Source organism: Rhodococcus sp. 7Tela_A2 (assembly GCF_049311045.1).
Lineage (GTDB): Bacteria > Actinomycetota > Actinomycetes > Mycobacteriales > Mycobacteriaceae > Rhodococcus.
In genome coordinates this window covers 13241-28032 of sequence record NZ_JAXION010000057.1, presented here as the reverse complement: position 1 = coordinate 28032, position 14792 = coordinate 13241, and the positions used below count along the sequence as shown (strand labels likewise).

Genomic DNA, 14792 nt, shown 5'->3' with positions numbered 1-14792 from the left:
CCCCCTCTCGGGGGGGGGGGGGGCCCCCCACTCCGAGATGTCGGCGTCCGCGACAACCGTTCAGGGTCGGCGTCCCTTGCGGAAGTAGCGGATCGGTCCGAAGAAGTTCACCGCGATCACCAGCGCCCACTTGAGTTTGCTGCCGTTGACCTTCTCCGCCGGACGTGTCGCGAGGTCCGCCCAGGCCGTCGCCGCCAACGACAACTGCACCGACGCGAGTGTCAGAACCAGTGCCTGCTTCCACGGAGGCATCTCGGCAAACCTGGTCTTCTTCGACGTCCGTGTCGTCACGGTCCGGCTCATCGTTTCCTCCTGGTGTGGCATAGCGATCACGGGCGCGACAACCACGCCCGATATCATTATTGGTACAGCACCACACGGAAAAGGCAGATGAACCCCCAAAGCGACACCCTGACTTCGACCAGCGAGACCTTCGGTACCGATCGCATCGATCCCGCCGACCTCGAAATCTGCCTGAGAGTTCTCGACCAGGCCGCCGAGCTCCACGCCGAGCATCCGGACGCCGTGACCGTGCAGCGCGCGGTCGGGCACATGTTCAAGAAGTTCAAGCAGATGCGGCGTAAGGAAACCCGTGGACGCAAGGCCGCGGCGGACCGCGAGGTGATCTCGGCGACGGCCACCGGGTCTCCCCAGCGGATCGACGACGAAACCGCCGGGGTCCCGATCACGTCCTCGACGAGCGGTGCGAGTGCGGGGACGCTGTTGCGTCCGCGCCCCTGCTACATCTGCAAGGACCGCTACACGCAGGTGGATGCCTTCTACCATCAGCTCTGCCCGTCGTGCGCGGCCGAGAACCACGCCAAACGCGACGCCCGCACCGACCTGACGGGTCGCCGCGCGCTGCTCACGGGCGGTCGCGCCAAAATCGGCATGTACATCGCGTTGCGACTGCTCCGCGACGGCGCCCACACCACCGTGACCACCCGGTTCCCCAACGACGCGATCCGCCGTTTCTCCGCGATGGAGGACAGCGGCGACTGGCTGCACCGATTGCGTGTGGTCGGAATCGACCTCCGCGATCCCGCCCAGGTCGTCGCACTTGCTGAGGACGTGGCCGCGCAAGGCCCTCTCGACATCCTCATCAACAACGCGGCCCAGACCGTGCGCCGCTCCCCCGGTGCCTACTCGGCGCTCGCCGACGCCGAATCGGGCCCCTTGCCGGCGGGACCGCTTCCCGAGGTGCTCACCTTCGGGAAGCCCTCCGACGCGCATCCGGCGGCGCTGACCGGTGCACTGCCCGCGGAGTTGTCCGGTGACGCGCTGACCTCACTCGCGCTCGTGGCCGGGTCGGCGACACCCGAACGGGTCGCCGCCGGCATTGCGGTCGACGCGGGTGGCCTGCTTCCCGATCTGGTGCACACCAACAGCTGGGTGCAGACCGTCGGGGAAGTGGAGCCGCTCGAGCTTCTCGAGGTTCAGCTGTGCAACTCGGTGGCACCGTTCATCCTGGTCAACCGGTTGCGGCCGGCCATGGCGGCCTCCCCCGCCCGCCGTAAGTACGTCGTGAACGTCTCCGCGATGGAGGGCCAGTTCGCCGGCCGCCGGTACAAGGGCGCCGGACATCCGCACACCAACATGGCCAAGGCCGCGCTGAACATGCTCACTCGCACCAGTGCCGAGGAGATGCTCGAGGACGGCATTCTCATGACGGCAGTCGACACCGGCTGGATCACCGACGAGCGTCCCCACCACACCAAGATGCGACTGGCGGAGGAAGGGTTCCACGCTCCTCTCGATCTGGTCGACGGTGCGGCCCGCGTCTACGACCCGATCGTGCAAGGCGAGGCCGGTACGGATCTGTACGGCTGTTTCCTCAAGGACTACCGTCCCGCCCCGTGGTGATGCTCCGGGTGCCGGCCCGCGTCTGAGACCGGGCCGACACGAACACGGTCCGGAGGCCCGTTGCACACCGTCAGGTGACGCGAGCGGACCTCGGCACGGAGATAATGGACAAGGTCGCCGCCGTTCCACCGCCCGAGGAGAGTTATGTCTGTCGCTGTGGTCCATACCGATAGCCCGGAGGGTCGTGCCGCACTCGTCGCCGCAGCACGTGAAGCGGCCGATCGGCACGAGCGGCTTGTCGTCCTTCACGTTCTCGACGACGACGGTGCTGTCGCCCGGGCACAGGAGGAGAAGGTGCGCGCCGCCGTCCGCGAGGTCCTCGGGAACGACGACTGGGATCTGTGCACCGAGGTGCACGACGGTGATCGCGTCGGCGCCGTGATCGATCTCGTGGCCCGCACCGGAGCAGAACGAGTCGTGGCGGGAAGCCGCGGCAAGAACGCGGTCGGCAAGTTCCTCCTCGAACGCCCGCTACAGCGGTTGCTGATCGAGGTCGGGGTTCCGGTCCTGGTCGTCAAGGCAGCGTGAGCCGGATTCGGGAGTGCCGGTAGTTCACCCGACGCCCTGAGGCGTCACGCTCGCGGTCGGTTCTGCGACGTCCCCCGAATGTGACGCGCTTCGCACCCGGACTTACCCGGCAGTAGGGTGAGTCACATGACTGCCTCACGTGACCTCGACATCGTCGTCTACGGCGCCACCGGATTCGTCGGGCGGCTCACCGCTGCCTATCTCGCCGCGCACCTGCCTACCGGCGTCGCCGTCGGACTGGCCGGCCGGTCCGCCGAACGCCTCGAGAAAGTGCGTGCGGAATTGGGTACCGACTGGCCGCTGATCGAAGCCGACTCCGACGACCCGGTCTCCCTGGCGTCACTGGCACGCGCGACGCGCGTGGTCATCAGCACCGTCGGCCCGTACGCCAAATACGGTCTGCCACTGGTCGAAGCGTGTGCCGAAGCCGGAACCGACTACGTCGATCTCACCGGCGAAGTGCTGTTCCACCGAGAGAGCATCGATCGATTCGACGACGTCGCCCGGCGCACGGGTGCACGCATCGTCCACTCGTGCGGTTTCGATTCCATCCCCTCCGATCTGGGCGTCCACGCGCTGTTCCGGGCGGCGGAGGCGGACGATGCCGGTGCCCTCACCGACACGACGTTCGTACTGACGTCGCTGCGCGGCGGGGTCAGCGGGGGCACGATCGACTCGCTGCGACTGCAACTCGACGCCGTGCGCAAGGATTCTGCCGCCCGCAAGATCGCGGCCCGGCCGTACTCCCTGTCCCCCGACCCCGCACAGGAACCCGACCTCGGGCGCCAGAACGACTTCGCGATGGTCGACGGCAAGTCGATCGCCCCGGAACTGTCGGGCTGGAAGGCGCCGTTCGTCATGGCGTCCTACAACACGCGGGTCGTGCGCCGCAGCAACGCGCTCACCGGGTGGGCGTACGGGAAGAAGTTTGCGTACCGGGAGGTCATGAGCGTCGGCTCGTCCGCGTTCTCTCCGGTGCTCGCCGGCCTGGTCGCGGCGGGGAGCGGAGCACTTGCGGCAGGATTGGCGTTTCCGCCCACCCGTTTCCTGCTCGACAAGGTGCTGCCCGCTCCGGGTGAAGGGCCGTCCGAGAAAACCCGGGAATCGGGCCATTTCACCGTCGACCTCTACACGACAACAGAATCCGGCGCACGCTACACCGCACGGTTCGCAGCGCAGGGCGACCCCGGCTACAAGGCGACCGCTGTCATGCTGGCGGAGTCTGCGCTCTCGCTCGCCTCGGGTGGGTCCGCCCTGCATGCGGGCGGCGGAGTCCTCACGCCTGCGGTCGCATTCGGCGACGTGCTGACTGAGCGCCTGCGCGACGCCGGTTTCGAAATCTCCGCACGCCGCCTCCCCTGACCGAGGTCAGCCGCTGGTCCTGGCGGCGTTGCCGGCGTCGACGGGGATCACGACGCCACTGAGGTGAACGCTGTCCTCGGCCGCCAGGAACAGCACTGCCCGCGTGACTTCGAAGGGATCGAGCCACGCGACGGGTTGCACGTGGAGGGAGCGGAAGACCGGTTCGACGTCGTCGGCTGTCGGGGATTCCAGATCCGGACGCATGTGGCCGTAGAGCGTCTCGTTGTGGATCATGGGGGTGCTGATGTTGCCGGGTGCGACAGCGTTGACCGTGATGCCGTGCCTTGCGAGATCGAGTGCGGCACTCTTGGTCAGGCCGATCACGCCCCACTTCGAGGCGGAATAGGCGGCAGTGTTGGTGCCGCCCTGACGGCCCAGCATCGACGACACGGTCACGATCCGGCCGTAGCCGCGTTCGATCATTCCCGGCGCGACCGCTCCGATGGTGTTGAACACTCCGGTGAGATTGCTGCCGAGGACTTCGTCCCACTGTGCGGTCGTGGTGTGCTGAACCGATCCCATGAGCGTCACCCCCGCGTTGGCGACCGCGATATCGATCCGGCCGAACGCGGAGATACCCGCCTCGACAGCGGCGTTCATCGCGTCCCGATCCCCCACATCGCCGTGCACGACCACGGACCGTGTCCCGGCCTTCTCGACCATGCGAGCGGTCTCCGCAAGATCGTCGGCAGTGGCCATCGGGTAGCTGAGAACGTCACGGTCCTCGCAACGATCGAGGAGGACGACGTCGGCTCCACGCTCGGCGAAGGCCACCGCGTGCGCACGGCCCTGTCCTCGTGCGGCGCCGGTGATGAATGCAACTCTGCCTTCGAATCCGTTCACGCGATTCCTCCAAGTCGTTCCGGTGTGCCCGTAGATCCGCCAGTAAGCCACGGGGCCCCGAACCGTCTCCCGCCGGTCTCACACATCGGGACTACCGGGCGGTGCCGAAACGGCTTTCCCAGATTTTCCGGTGGACGCTGTTGCTGTCGGCGGAACGGGTTATGCTCGACCGGTCGCCGCGAGCAGTGGTGACATCGACGACATCCGAGGACGGTAGCGTGCACGCGACGAGCATCGAGGCGGCTCCGGCCACCATGCTTGCGCTCATGCCGTTCTGGCCTACGCGTCGTGGCGCGTGTTTCGACTGTCTGTGTTGCACCGAGGTCTGTTGCTGAGCGGTTCGACCGCTCCTTTCGGTTCTCACCACCGAGCACAGCTCGGTTACTTTCGGACTTCGGAGCTCTGCTCATGTTCAATTTGCTCGTATTCACCCTTGTCGGCGTCGGTGCGCAGCTCGTCGACGGTGCCCTGGGCATGGCGTTCGGCGTCACCGCGACCACCCTGCTGATCTTCAGCGGTGTCGGTGCCGCTCATGCGAGCGCGGCGGTGCACCTCGCAGAAGTCGGGACCACGCTGGTCTCCGGCGCGTCGCACTGGCGGTTCCGCAACATCGACTGGAAGGTCGTGCTGCGACTCGGTGTTCCCGGGGCGATCGGCGCGTTCCTCGGTGCGACGGTGTTGTCGAGTCTGTCGACCGAGGCAGCGGCACCCGTGACTGCCGCCATCCTGCTGGCGATCGGCGTGTACGTCGCGCTGCGGTTCTCGGTGCGGCCGCCGGCGGTCGCGCACGCCCGGACCTCGCCGCACACGGCGAAGTTCCTCTCCCCTCTCGGCTTCTTCGGCGGCTTCGTCGACGCGAGCGGCGGTGGGGGCTGGGGTCCGATCACGACCAGCACATTGCTGTCGCGCGGCAAAACCGCCCCCCGCACCGTGATCGGCTCGGTGAGCGCCTCCGAGTTCCTCGTGGCCGTCTCGGCGAGCATCGGATTCCTCGTCGGCCTCGGGCACGAGTCCCTCGGCAATCTGCTGGTGGTCGCCGGTCTGGCTCTCGGTGGCGCCCTGGCGGCTCCGTTCGCCGCATGGCTGGTGAGCCGGGTACCGGCCACGTTGCTGGGTACTGCCGTCGGTGGGGTCATCGTCCTCACCAACGCCTACAAGCTGCTCGGCGTCGCCGACGCCGGACCGATCGCGTCGGCCTCGGTGACGTGCGCGATCGTGGGCGCCTGGATCGCGTTGCTGGCAGTGTCGTGGAAGCGTTCGCGCCTGACTCCGGCCGAGTCCTCCGGGGCGCTGGAGCGCCTCGGTGTGCCCACGCCTGTCCCCCTGCGCGAAACTGTGATCGACGGCGCGGGGAATCCGCGCCCGTAACCGGTTCGGCCGAGCAATGTCCGCTCCCCTCGCCATACCCCACCACCGGGCCCGCCTGATCGCTACTATCCCCGGCGTGACACAAAACCGAATACACATTGTTGCCGCTCTCCTTGCGGGCGGACTGGTACTCGCAGCGTGTTCGGCGGGCTCCCCCGCGGAGGCCGAGACCGGTGGTCCTCGCGATCTCGCCGCCTCCGACTCCCCGGAGAGCAGCGGACCGGACTACGTGGCCGCGGTACGCGCCCGTTTCGTGGATTGCGAGGCGATCGGTGCGACGGTCACTCCCTATGTCGCCGGCCTCGTGTCCACACCGTCGGACAGGTTCGACCCGTCCCGGGTGTACTGCACGTGGGGAAACCCGGGTGCGTCCGATGCCGGCGGCTCACGCGGCGTCGAGATCCTCATCGAACCGGGCAACGGTGTCGTCGCGACCGCTTCCGCCGCGACCACCGGACTCGAGATGATTCCCGACGAGCAGATCGAATCCTTGGGCGGCCTCGCCTACAGCATGTCCGTCTCGACCGCGGGGACCGCCTTCTCGGCGACGAAAGTCGAACTGCCCCAGGTGTCGGTGTCGATCACCGTCGGGGGCAGCGGCGCGCAGCCGACACCGAGTGGACCTGCCGCTGTCGAGATCACGAAGAAACTGCTCGGGTTGTAACGCCGAGCGACCGCGGCACCGCCGACGACCCGATCAGACTGACGCGAGGGTGTCGCCGTCGACACCCCAGTGCTTCTCGAGCGCGTCCCGCCCCGCAGGACTGACCGCGAGACCACGACCGCGGCGGGCGGGCAGTACCCAGCCGGCCGCGAGAGCGTGACTCGCGAGGACGGCGCCGAGTCGTCCTGCGAGATGTGGCCGCCGCTCCGTCCAGTCGGGACACGCCCGGCAGAGCGGTCGGCGGGACGACGCGCCTGCCGCGAGGTCGAGGCCGATGTCGCCGAGCCGGTTGAGCCCGAGATCGGTCGCCTCCAGCCCTCTTTCCTCGCACAACCACCCGGCCTGGACCATTGCGTCGGTCAACGCGACGCCGAGACGCCCGGCGAGATGGTCGTAGCACAGCCGTGCCTGCGCAAGGTCTTCGGCCTGACGAGATTGCCGGTACGACACCACCGGAGCAGAGGGGCACAGATGGCCGAGCTGTTCGAGCGCAGCGGCGATGGTGGGACCGGCGATGCGGTAGAAGCGTTGCCGGCCGCGTACCGTGCCCACGATGAGGCCGGCGTCGCAGAGAATCGCCAAATGCCCACTCGCAGTGGATGGGCTGACCCTCGCAGCCGCAGCCAATTCCGATGCCGGCCGACTCGATCCGTCCATGAGCGCATTGAGCACGACCGACCGCGCGGGGGCCGACAGCGCGTGCCCGATCACCGAGAAGTCTTTACTCACAACACAACTGTAGAACGGGGAAAGTTCGGCGCACGCCGAAACTTTGCAGGGATACGGTGCCGACATGACTCGACACCACTACAGCGCGCATATCGAATGGCAGGGCACGACAGGAGCAGGGTACGGCGGGTATTCACGCACTCACACCGCCACCGCTCCACCGGCAGCCCAGCAACTTTCCCTCAGTGCTGATCCGGCGTTCCGCGGGGACGCGGACCTGCTGGACCCCGAGCAGCTCCTGGTCACCGCCGCCTCGTCCTGCCAACTGCTCTCGTTTCTCGCGGTTGCTGCTCAGGCCGGCCTCGACGTGCTCTCCTACGAGGACGCCGCCACTGCGGTGCTCGATACCGGTAGCGCCCCTCCGCAGATAGCCGAAATCCGGCTCGCACCGATGATTCGCGTCGCTCCGGGAACCGATCACGAGAAGGTCCGCACCGCTGCCGCCACCGCGCACCGCGGGTGCTACATCGCGAACACGCTGAAGTGTCCCGTTCAGGTCGAGGTGACGGTGATCGACGCATGAGCACCCTCCGCGATATCGAAGTAACACTCCCCGACGAGCCCGGCGCCCTCGCGCATTTCGGTGAGCTGCTGGGCCGGGCGGGAGTGAGCCTCGAAGGCGGTGGCGTCTTCACCTTCCGAGGTACAGCGATCGCCCATTTCCTCGTCGGCGACGCCGAGACCGCGAGTCGCGTGCTCGACACGGCAGGCGTCGGGCCGGTGACGATCCGGCCCGTGGTGATGCTCGCGCTCGATCAGGAGGTGCCCGGTCAGCTGGGTGCCTTCACGCGCTGCCTTGCGGACGAAGCGATCAATATTCTCGTCCAGTACAGCGACCACGACCACCACCTCGTCATCGTCACCGACCCAGCGCGACACGAGGACGCCCGACACGTCGCCGCAGAGTGGACGACCCGGTCGCAGCGAAGCGGGTGACTGCGCGATCGGCACGCCCCTGCGCACCGATCGCCCGATACCCGCCACGAGGCCACACACGGTGCACTACCTTGAAGCCAGAGCGCGACCGAATTCGATTGCCCGACAAGGACAATCGGTGCATTCGCGTGGATTGTCCGCACTGGGCCGGACACGAAACCGGCATTCACCTCTAGGGAGATCTCATGTCCACTGTTCCCGCACGCCGCGCCTGGAACCCGTTTCCGGAACTGTCCGACTTCTTCGATTCGATCGGCGGGTTCCGCCCGACTCTCGGCAACAACATCATTCGCGTCGAGGACGAACTGGCAGACGGCCGCTACATCGTGCGCGCCGAAATGCCCGGTCTCGATCCCGACAAGGACATCAACGTGCAGGTGAACGACGGGCGGCTCGAGATCTCGGCCGAGCGCACCGACAAGAAATCGGACAACGGCCACTCCGAGTTCACCTACGGTTCCTACCGGCGCAGCGTCACCCTCCCGCGCGGAGCCAAGGAGGACGACATCGACGCCTCGTACGCCCAAGGAATTCTGACCGTGTCCGTCGGTATCGGCGACACCGACTCGTCCGCGAAGAAGATCGAGGTCAAGAAAGCGGACTGACGCGGACGTCGGCCTGTGCTTCCGCGTTCCTGGTGAGGACACCGCGTGCGATGAGAGCTTGCGCGCAGATATAGGTGATCATGATCCAGAAACCGGTGGCGGGCAGGGAGAACCCGTCGACGAAGGCGTTCAGCGCGATCAGCGAATCCGAGACCACGAAGACGACCGCGCCCCACGCGACGGTCCGGGACACGCCCGTCGCGAGAACCGCCATCGTGGCGATGCACGCTCCGTAGATCGTCACCGCGACGACGAGAGCCCCGGCGCCCGGCGCACACACCGCGATCAGAATCACCACTGCCGCGGCGTACGGCGCGAGAAGCCACCGGTTCGTGCGGATCACGCTGCGGTGGCGGTAGGGCAGGAACGCGGCGATATACGTGATCTGGGCACACAGGAAGAACCCGATCAGCACGAGGAATGCTGTGTCGCCGTCGAACAGGTCCGGGGCTGCGTCGCCGAGCCACGAAAACACCAGCGCGAGAAGCGTCAGTGTCACCAGCCGATCCCGGGGACGCGCGGTCCGGGCGGCCACTCCGAGCGCGAGCAGCGGCATGAGCAGCCACTGAGTGGACTCGGTCACGAAGGAATCAGGGTCCACCAGCTGGGCGACGAGGTGCGCCACTGCGACGGCCGCGAACGCGACGAATGCGGCGGTAGCGGCCGCAGTGCGGTTCACCGCTCGCCGCCGTCACCCGTGGACACCGCGCTGCCGACGTTCGTAGCCGTAGCGCCGGCAGACTCTTGTTCGCCCACACCGTCGAACGCATCGAGAATTCGTTGCGCCGCCAGAGCCGCGGTGAGCGATCCGTCTTGCACCGCCGCCTCGACCTCGCCCCGGATCGCCTTGACCCGCGGTGCGGATTCGAGACGCCGCAGCAGCTGGTCGTGCACCATCGTCCAGGTCCAGTCGATCTGCTGACGACGCCGGTTCTCTTCGAATCGGCCCGCCTCGGTAAGCACGCGACGGTGCTCGAGGACGGTGTCCCAGAACGTGTCCAGGCCGCTGCCTTCGAGCCCGCTCATCGTGATGACCGGGGGTTTCCACAACGCGTCGTGCGGGTGCACGAGCCGCATGGCCCCGGCGAGTTCCCGGGCGGCGACGCGGGCGTCGCGCTCGAACTTGCCGTCGGCCTTGTTGACGGCAACGAGATCGGCCAGTTCGAGCACGCCCTTCTTGATGCCCTGCAACTGGTCGCCGGTGCGCGCGAGTGTCAGGAAGGTGAAGCAGTCCACCATGTTCGCGACCGTCACCTCGGACTGCCCGACACCGACGGTTTCGACGAGAATCACGTCGAATCCGGCCGCCTCGAGCAGCACCATGGTTTCGCGGGTGGCCTTCGCGACACCGCCGAGTGTTCCGGCGGTGGGCGACGGCCGGATGAAGGCATCGCGTTCCACCGACAATCTGGCCATGCGGGTCTTGTCACCGAGAATCGATCCGCCGGTGCGGGTCGACGACGGGTCGACCGCCAGGACCGCCACGCGGTGACCCTTGCCCAGCAGGTACATGCCGAGGTTGTCGATGAACGTCGATTTGCCGACACCGGGAACGCCGGTGATGCCGACCCGGATCGCCCCGCCCGCCTCCGGGAGCAGGCGCAACAGCAACTGCTGCGCCTGCTCCCGATGGTCGTTGCGGGTGGACTCGACCAGGGTGATCGCCTTCGCCACGGCGGCTCGCTGTCCCGCGAGCACCGCGTCGGCGAGAGCGTCGGTATCGACCGGAGGTCTGCCCATGTCCGGTCTATCCCTGGACGTGGTGGCCGAGCTGGGCTGCCAGCTTCGTGAGCAGGCCGGCGGCCGCGTCGGCGATCACGGTTCCGGGCGGGAAGATCGCCGCGGCACCCGCCTGGTAGAGCTCGTCGAAATCCCCGGGCGGAATGACGCCGCCCACCACGATCATGATGTCCTCGCGGCCCACCTCGGCCAGTGCCTGCTTGAGAGCAGGAACGAGGGTGAGGTGACCCGCGGCCAACGACGACACACCGATGACGTGCACGTCGTTGTCGGCCGCCTGCTGGGCGACCTCTTCGGGCGTCTGGAACAGCGGTCCGACATCCACATCGAAGCCGAGGTCGGCGAACGCGGTGGAGATCACCTTCTGTCCGCGGTCGTGGCCGTCCTGCCCCATCTTCGCGACGAGGATGCGGGGCCGGCGGCCCTCCTCTTCAGCGAACTTCTCGACGAGTTCCGTTGCCGTGGTGATGTTGGTCGCCTTTCCGGCCTCGTCGCGGTACACCCCGCTGATCGTGCGGATCTCGGCCTGGTGCCGCCCGTAGACCTTCTCGAGGGCGTCGGAGATCTCTCCGACAGTCGCTTTCGCGCGTGCCGCGTCGATCGCGAGGGCCAGCAGGTTGTTCTCCATGCCGCCGTCGGCCGACGCGGCGGCGCGGGTCAGCTCGGCGAGCGCGGCCTTCGTTGCCGCCTCATCGCGGTCACTGCGAAGCCGCTCGAGCTTCGCGATCTGCTCGGCGCGCACCTTGGAGTTCTCGACCTTGAGCACCTCGATGGTGTCGACCTCGTCGGGAACATACTTGTTGACGCCGATCAGCGGCTGGCGCCCGGAGTCGATACGGGCCTGGGTGCGCGCGGCAGCTTCCTCGATGCGCAACTTCGGGATGCCTTCGGAGATGGCCTGTGCCATTCCGCCGGCTTCCTCGACCTCGGCGATGTGCGCGCGGGCCCGGTTGGCGAGCTCATGGGTGAGCCATTCGACGTAGTGCGAGCCACCCCACGGATCGATGGGCCGGGTGGTGCCCGACTCCTGCTGCAACAACAGCTGCGTGTTGCGGGCGATACGGGCGGAGAAGTCGGTCGGCAACGCGATCGCCTCGTCCAGCGCGTTGGTGTGCAGCGACTGGGTGTGACCCTGTGTCGCGGCCATCGCCTCGACGCAGGTACGCGTGACGTTGTTGAACACGTCCTGCGCGGTCAGCGACCACCCCGAGGTCTGCGAGTGGGTGCGCAGCGACAGCGACTTGGCGGACTTCGGTTCGAACTTTTCGACCAGTTCGGCCCACAGGAGCCGGCCGGCGCGGAGCTTGGCCACCTCCATGAAGAAGTTCATTCCGATCGCCCAGAAGAACGACAGCCGTGGTGCGAACTTGTCGATGGCCATGCCTGCGTCCAGCCCGGCACGGATGTACTCCACACCGTCGGCGAGGGTGTACGCCAGCTCCAGATCGGCGGTCGCTCCGGCCTCCTGGATGTGGTAGCCGGAGATCGAGATGGAGTTGAACTTCGGCATCTTCGCGCTGGTGTACGAGAAGATGTCGGAGATGATCCGCATCGACGGCTTCGGCGGATAGATGTAGGTGTTGCGGACCATGAACTCTTTCAGAATGTCGTTCTGAATGGTTCCGGCGAGTTGTTCGGGCTTGACGCCCTGCTCTTCCGCGGCGACGACGTACAGCGCGAGAATCGGCAGCACCGCGCCGTTCATCGTCATCGACACGGACACCTGGGACAGATCGATGCCGTCGAAGAGTTGCCGCATGTCGAGGATCGAGTCGATCGCAACACCGGCCATACCGACATCGCCCTGGACGCGCGGATGGTCGGAGTCGTAGCCGCGGTGGGTCGCGAGGTCGAAGGCGACCGACAGGCCCTTCTGCCCGGCCGCGAGATTGCGGCGGTAGAAGGCGTTGGACTCCGCGGCGGTGGAGAATCCGGCGTACTGGCGGATGGTCCACGGCTGGTTGACGTACATCGTCGGGTAGGGGCCGCGCACGAAGGGCGCGATCCCCGGGTAGCTGTCGAGGGGGTAGCCCTCGGCGACGATCGCGTCGCGGTCCGCCCGGGTGTAGACCGGCTTGACGTCGATCCCCTCGGGCGTGGACCACACCACTTGGTCCTTGGTGTACAGGTTGGCGGTGGCGACGGATTCGGTGAGCGCGTCGGCCTGCTCCGGAGTGGGAGCGGACGGCACCGGCGCCGCCGGGTCGGTCAGCGGGATGTCGGCGAAGCTGCCGATCTCGTGTTCGATACTCACTTACGCTCCCAGGGTGTCGAGCAGGTCGGTCAGCGCGGCAACCGCGTCGATACGGGCGGTGAGGAAGCCGTCGGGACGGCTCTCGCCCTGCACATCGCCGACGGCTTTCTCCGGTCCGGCGAGCAGCACGGTCGTGATTCCCGCGGCGCGCAGCGCGGCGGTGGCGGTCGCGGCTTCCTGGCCGTACCGGGCATCGGTGCCGCAGAGGATCGCGATACTCGTGCCGGATCCGCTGACGGCGGCGGCGACGGCATCGCCCGTGAGATCGAGCGGACCCGGGTTGACGGTCTCGATGCCGCCCGATGCCATCAGGTTCGCGGCGAAAGTGCTGCGGCCGTTGTGTTCTGCGACGGGTCCGAGCGGTGCGAGCAGCACCTTCGGCCGGGCGCCGTGTGCGGCGAGGTAGACGTCCGAGCGGTCACGCAGCGCCTCGAACGGCGCCGCATAGCGCGCGGCGAACGTGCCGGCGTCCGCGGCTCCGGCGGGGAGCGGGGCCTCGGCGAGATTGGGGAACTCGTTGATGCCGGTGAGCGCGGTCCTGCGATGCGCGATGTCGTCTTCCCTGTGCGCACGGGTCGCGGCGATGCGTTCGGCGACCAGCCCCGACTCGAGGGCGGCGCGGTATCCACCGGCAGCTTCGATCTCCTGGAAGAACTCCCAGGCCTTGGCGGCGATCTGCGCGGTGAGTTCCTCGACGTACCAGGATCCGGCGGCGGGGTCGAGAACGCGGCCGAGGTTGGATTCCTCGAGGAGCAGCAACTGGGTGTTGCGGGCGATGCGTGCGGCGAACCCTTCGGACACGCCGAGCGCGCCCGTCGGCAAAGCGGCATCGAACGGCAGCACGGTCACGGCGTCGGCACCGCCGATGCCCGCGCCGAATGCGGCGAGGGTGGTGCGCAGCATGTTCACCCAGGGGTCGCGCTGGGCCATCATCGCGGCCGAGGTGACTGCGTGCTGGGGAGCGTTGCCGGCTTCCGGTGCGCCGACCACCTGGGCGATACGTGCCCACACTTGCCGGCCCGCGCGGAACTTCGCGATGGTCTGGAACTGATCGTCCGTCGCAGCCAGGCGGAACTCGATCTGTCCGAGCGCCTGCTCCGGCGAGAGTCCGGCGGTGATCAGTTCGCGAACGTACGCGAGACCGGCGGCGACCGAGGCGGCGAGTTCCTCGGCGTCCGAGGCACCGGCGTCATGGAATGCGGTGCCGTCGACGGTGAGGGCCCGAACCGTGCCGGTTCGCTCTGCCGCCACGACCGCGAGTTCGACCGCTTCCGGCACGGTGGTGTCCGCGCGGCCCGAGAATTCGCTGGTCAGCGGCGCGGCACCGAGAAAGAGGCGTACGGCATCCGGGTCGGCGAGGTCGCTGCGGGAATCGACGACCGCGTACAGCGCTGCGGTGGCAGCAACGGTCTCGGCCCGGGCGTCGAGTGTCACCGGCGCGAGGTCGAGCAGTACGTTCTCGAGGGCTGCGCCGAGAGACTCGACGGGAAGGTCGGTGCCGCCGACACGCAGCCACAGTGCACCGACGCCGTTTTCGAGGCCGTTGAGGATGCGCTCGTTGACCTTGGTGGCGGTGCCGTAACCGGTCGCCGCCGCGTCGCCGCCGAACTGCGCGGACACCAGCCAACCGGTGGTGACGTCGCGGGTGGAGGAACCTCCGCGTACGAACGGGAACTCACCGGGCAACGGGACTTCGGGACGTTCGTCGCGGATGCCGTAGAGGGGGTTCACGGTGACACCGTCGTACGTCGTGGTCTCGAGCAGGCGCTGCGGCTCAGGGCCGAGTTCTGCCGGATCGACACGCCGGGACTTCGCGAGCACTCCCGCGACCGCGTCCTGCCACTGCGCATATGCGCGCGCGGCGTCCTCGGCTTCTGCAGCTAATGACACGTGCGATTCC

At 67.7% G+C, this 14792-nt stretch carries 15 protein-coding genes; 8 read left to right on the top strand and 7 right to left on the bottom strand.

Annotated features, from left to right (window positions below; genetic code table 11):
* Nucleotides 1–60: 60 nt before the first annotated feature.
* Entirely contained in the window at nucleotides 61–303 is a 243-nt protein-coding gene (locus TVH25_RS12430; RefSeq protein WP_169621960.1) for a PLDc N-terminal domain-containing protein, read from the bottom strand.
* Nucleotides 304–390: 87 nt separating this feature from the next.
* Between TVH25_RS12430 and TVH25_RS12425 the strand changes: the two genes are divergently transcribed.
* From TVH25_RS12425 to TVH25_RS12415, 3 genes are all read left to right on the top strand, one after another.
* Nucleotides 391–1863 (top strand): SDR family NAD(P)-dependent oxidoreductase, encoded by a 1473-nt coding sequence (locus tag TVH25_RS12425; RefSeq protein ID WP_169621959.1) that lies wholly within the window; start codon nucleotides 391–393, stop codon nucleotides 1861–1863.
* Between the two features lie 144 nt (nucleotides 1864–2007).
* Nucleotides 2008–2391 (top strand): universal stress protein, encoded by a 384-nt coding sequence (locus TVH25_RS12420; protein WP_422424304.1) that lies wholly within the window; start codon nucleotides 2008–2010, stop codon nucleotides 2389–2391.
* Nucleotides 2392–2517: 126 nt separating this feature from the next.
* A complete protein-coding gene (locus TVH25_RS12415) occupies nucleotides 2518–3753 on the top strand; it encodes a saccharopine dehydrogenase family protein (protein WP_422424303.1) in 1236 nt (411 codons plus the stop codon).
* Between the two features lie 6 nt (nucleotides 3754–3759).
* Here the strand turns inward: TVH25_RS12415 and TVH25_RS12410 are convergent, their stop codons facing one another.
* Nucleotides 3760–4596 carry a mycofactocin-coupled SDR family oxidoreductase gene (locus TVH25_RS12410; RefSeq protein ID WP_169621956.1) on the bottom strand — a complete coding sequence of 279 codons (837 nt, stop codon included), beginning with the start codon at nucleotides 4594–4596 and terminating at the stop codon, nucleotides 3760–3762.
* 408 nt (nucleotides 4597–5004) lie between these two features.
* Here TVH25_RS12410 and TVH25_RS12405 point away from each other — a divergent pair, with 408 nt between their 5' ends.
* Both TVH25_RS12405 and TVH25_RS12400 read left to right on the top strand, forming a co-directional pair.
* Entirely contained in the window at nucleotides 5005–5964 is a 960-nt protein-coding gene (locus tag TVH25_RS12405) for a sulfite exporter TauE/SafE family protein (protein ID WP_169621955.1), read from the top strand.
* 76 nt (nucleotides 5965–6040) lie between these two features.
* Entirely contained in the window at nucleotides 6041–6628 is a 588-nt protein-coding gene (locus TVH25_RS12400) for a hypothetical protein (protein WP_296550152.1), read from the top strand.
* 33 nt (nucleotides 6629–6661) lie between these two features.
* On the opposite strand, the gene TVH25_RS12395 is transcribed toward TVH25_RS12400, so the two are convergent.
* Nucleotides 6662–7357, bottom strand: a complete 696-nt coding sequence (locus TVH25_RS12395; protein WP_422424302.1) for an ArsR/SmtB family transcription factor — start codon at nucleotides 7355–7357, stop codon at nucleotides 6662–6664.
* Nucleotides 7358–7421: 64 nt separating this feature from the next.
* Here TVH25_RS12395 and TVH25_RS12390 point away from each other — a divergent pair, with 64 nt between their 5' ends.
* The 3 genes from TVH25_RS12390 to TVH25_RS12380 all read left to right on the top strand — a co-directional run bounded on the left by TVH25_RS12390 (nucleotide 7422) and on the right by TVH25_RS12380 (nucleotide 8898).
* The gene (locus tag TVH25_RS12390; protein ID WP_169621952.1) at nucleotides 7422–7880 is read left to right on the top strand and encodes an OsmC family protein; all 459 of its coding nucleotides are present in this window, start codon (nucleotides 7422–7424) and stop codon (nucleotides 7878–7880) included.
* Nucleotides 7877–8293: an amino acid-binding protein gene (locus TVH25_RS12385; protein WP_378527722.1), complete on the top strand. Its 417-nt coding sequence runs from the start codon at nucleotides 7877–7879 to the stop codon at nucleotides 8291–8293. Before TVH25_RS12390 ends, TVH25_RS12385 begins: the two co-directional genes overlap by 4 nt.
* A 185-nt stretch (nucleotides 8294–8478) precedes the next feature.
* Nucleotides 8479–8898 (top strand): Hsp20/alpha crystallin family protein, encoded by a 420-nt coding sequence (locus TVH25_RS12380; RefSeq protein ID WP_169621950.1) that lies wholly within the window; start codon nucleotides 8479–8481, stop codon nucleotides 8896–8898.
* On the opposite strand, the gene TVH25_RS12375 is transcribed toward TVH25_RS12380, so the two are convergent.
* Genes TVH25_RS12375 through mutA form a run of 4 tightly spaced genes read right to left on the bottom strand, consistent with a single transcriptional unit; the run spans nucleotide 8882 to nucleotide 14782 of the window.
* On the bottom strand, nucleotides 8882–9577 hold the full coding sequence (locus TVH25_RS12375; protein WP_346765329.1) for a lysoplasmalogenase: 696 nt from the start codon (nucleotides 9575–9577) through the stop codon (nucleotides 8882–8884). The two genes, TVH25_RS12380 and TVH25_RS12375, sit on opposite strands and share 17 nt — an antisense overlap.
* Nucleotides 9574–10638, bottom strand: a complete 1065-nt coding sequence (meaB, locus tag TVH25_RS12370) for a methylmalonyl Co-A mutase-associated GTPase MeaB (RefSeq protein ID WP_169621949.1) — start codon at nucleotides 10636–10638, stop codon at nucleotides 9574–9576. Before meaB ends, TVH25_RS12375 begins: the two co-directional genes overlap by 4 nt.
* Nucleotides 10639–10645: 7 nt before the next feature.
* Nucleotides 10646–12892 carry a methylmalonyl-CoA mutase gene (scpA, locus tag TVH25_RS12365; RefSeq protein ID WP_169652117.1) on the bottom strand — a complete coding sequence of 749 codons (2247 nt, stop codon included), beginning with the start codon at nucleotides 12890–12892 and terminating at the stop codon, nucleotides 10646–10648.
* Nucleotides 12893–14782, bottom strand: a complete 1890-nt coding sequence (gene mutA / locus TVH25_RS12360) for a methylmalonyl-CoA mutase small subunit (RefSeq protein ID WP_422424301.1) — start codon at nucleotides 14780–14782, stop codon at nucleotides 12893–12895. It abuts the gene before it with no gap.
* Nucleotides 14783–14792: the final 10 nt, after the last annotated feature.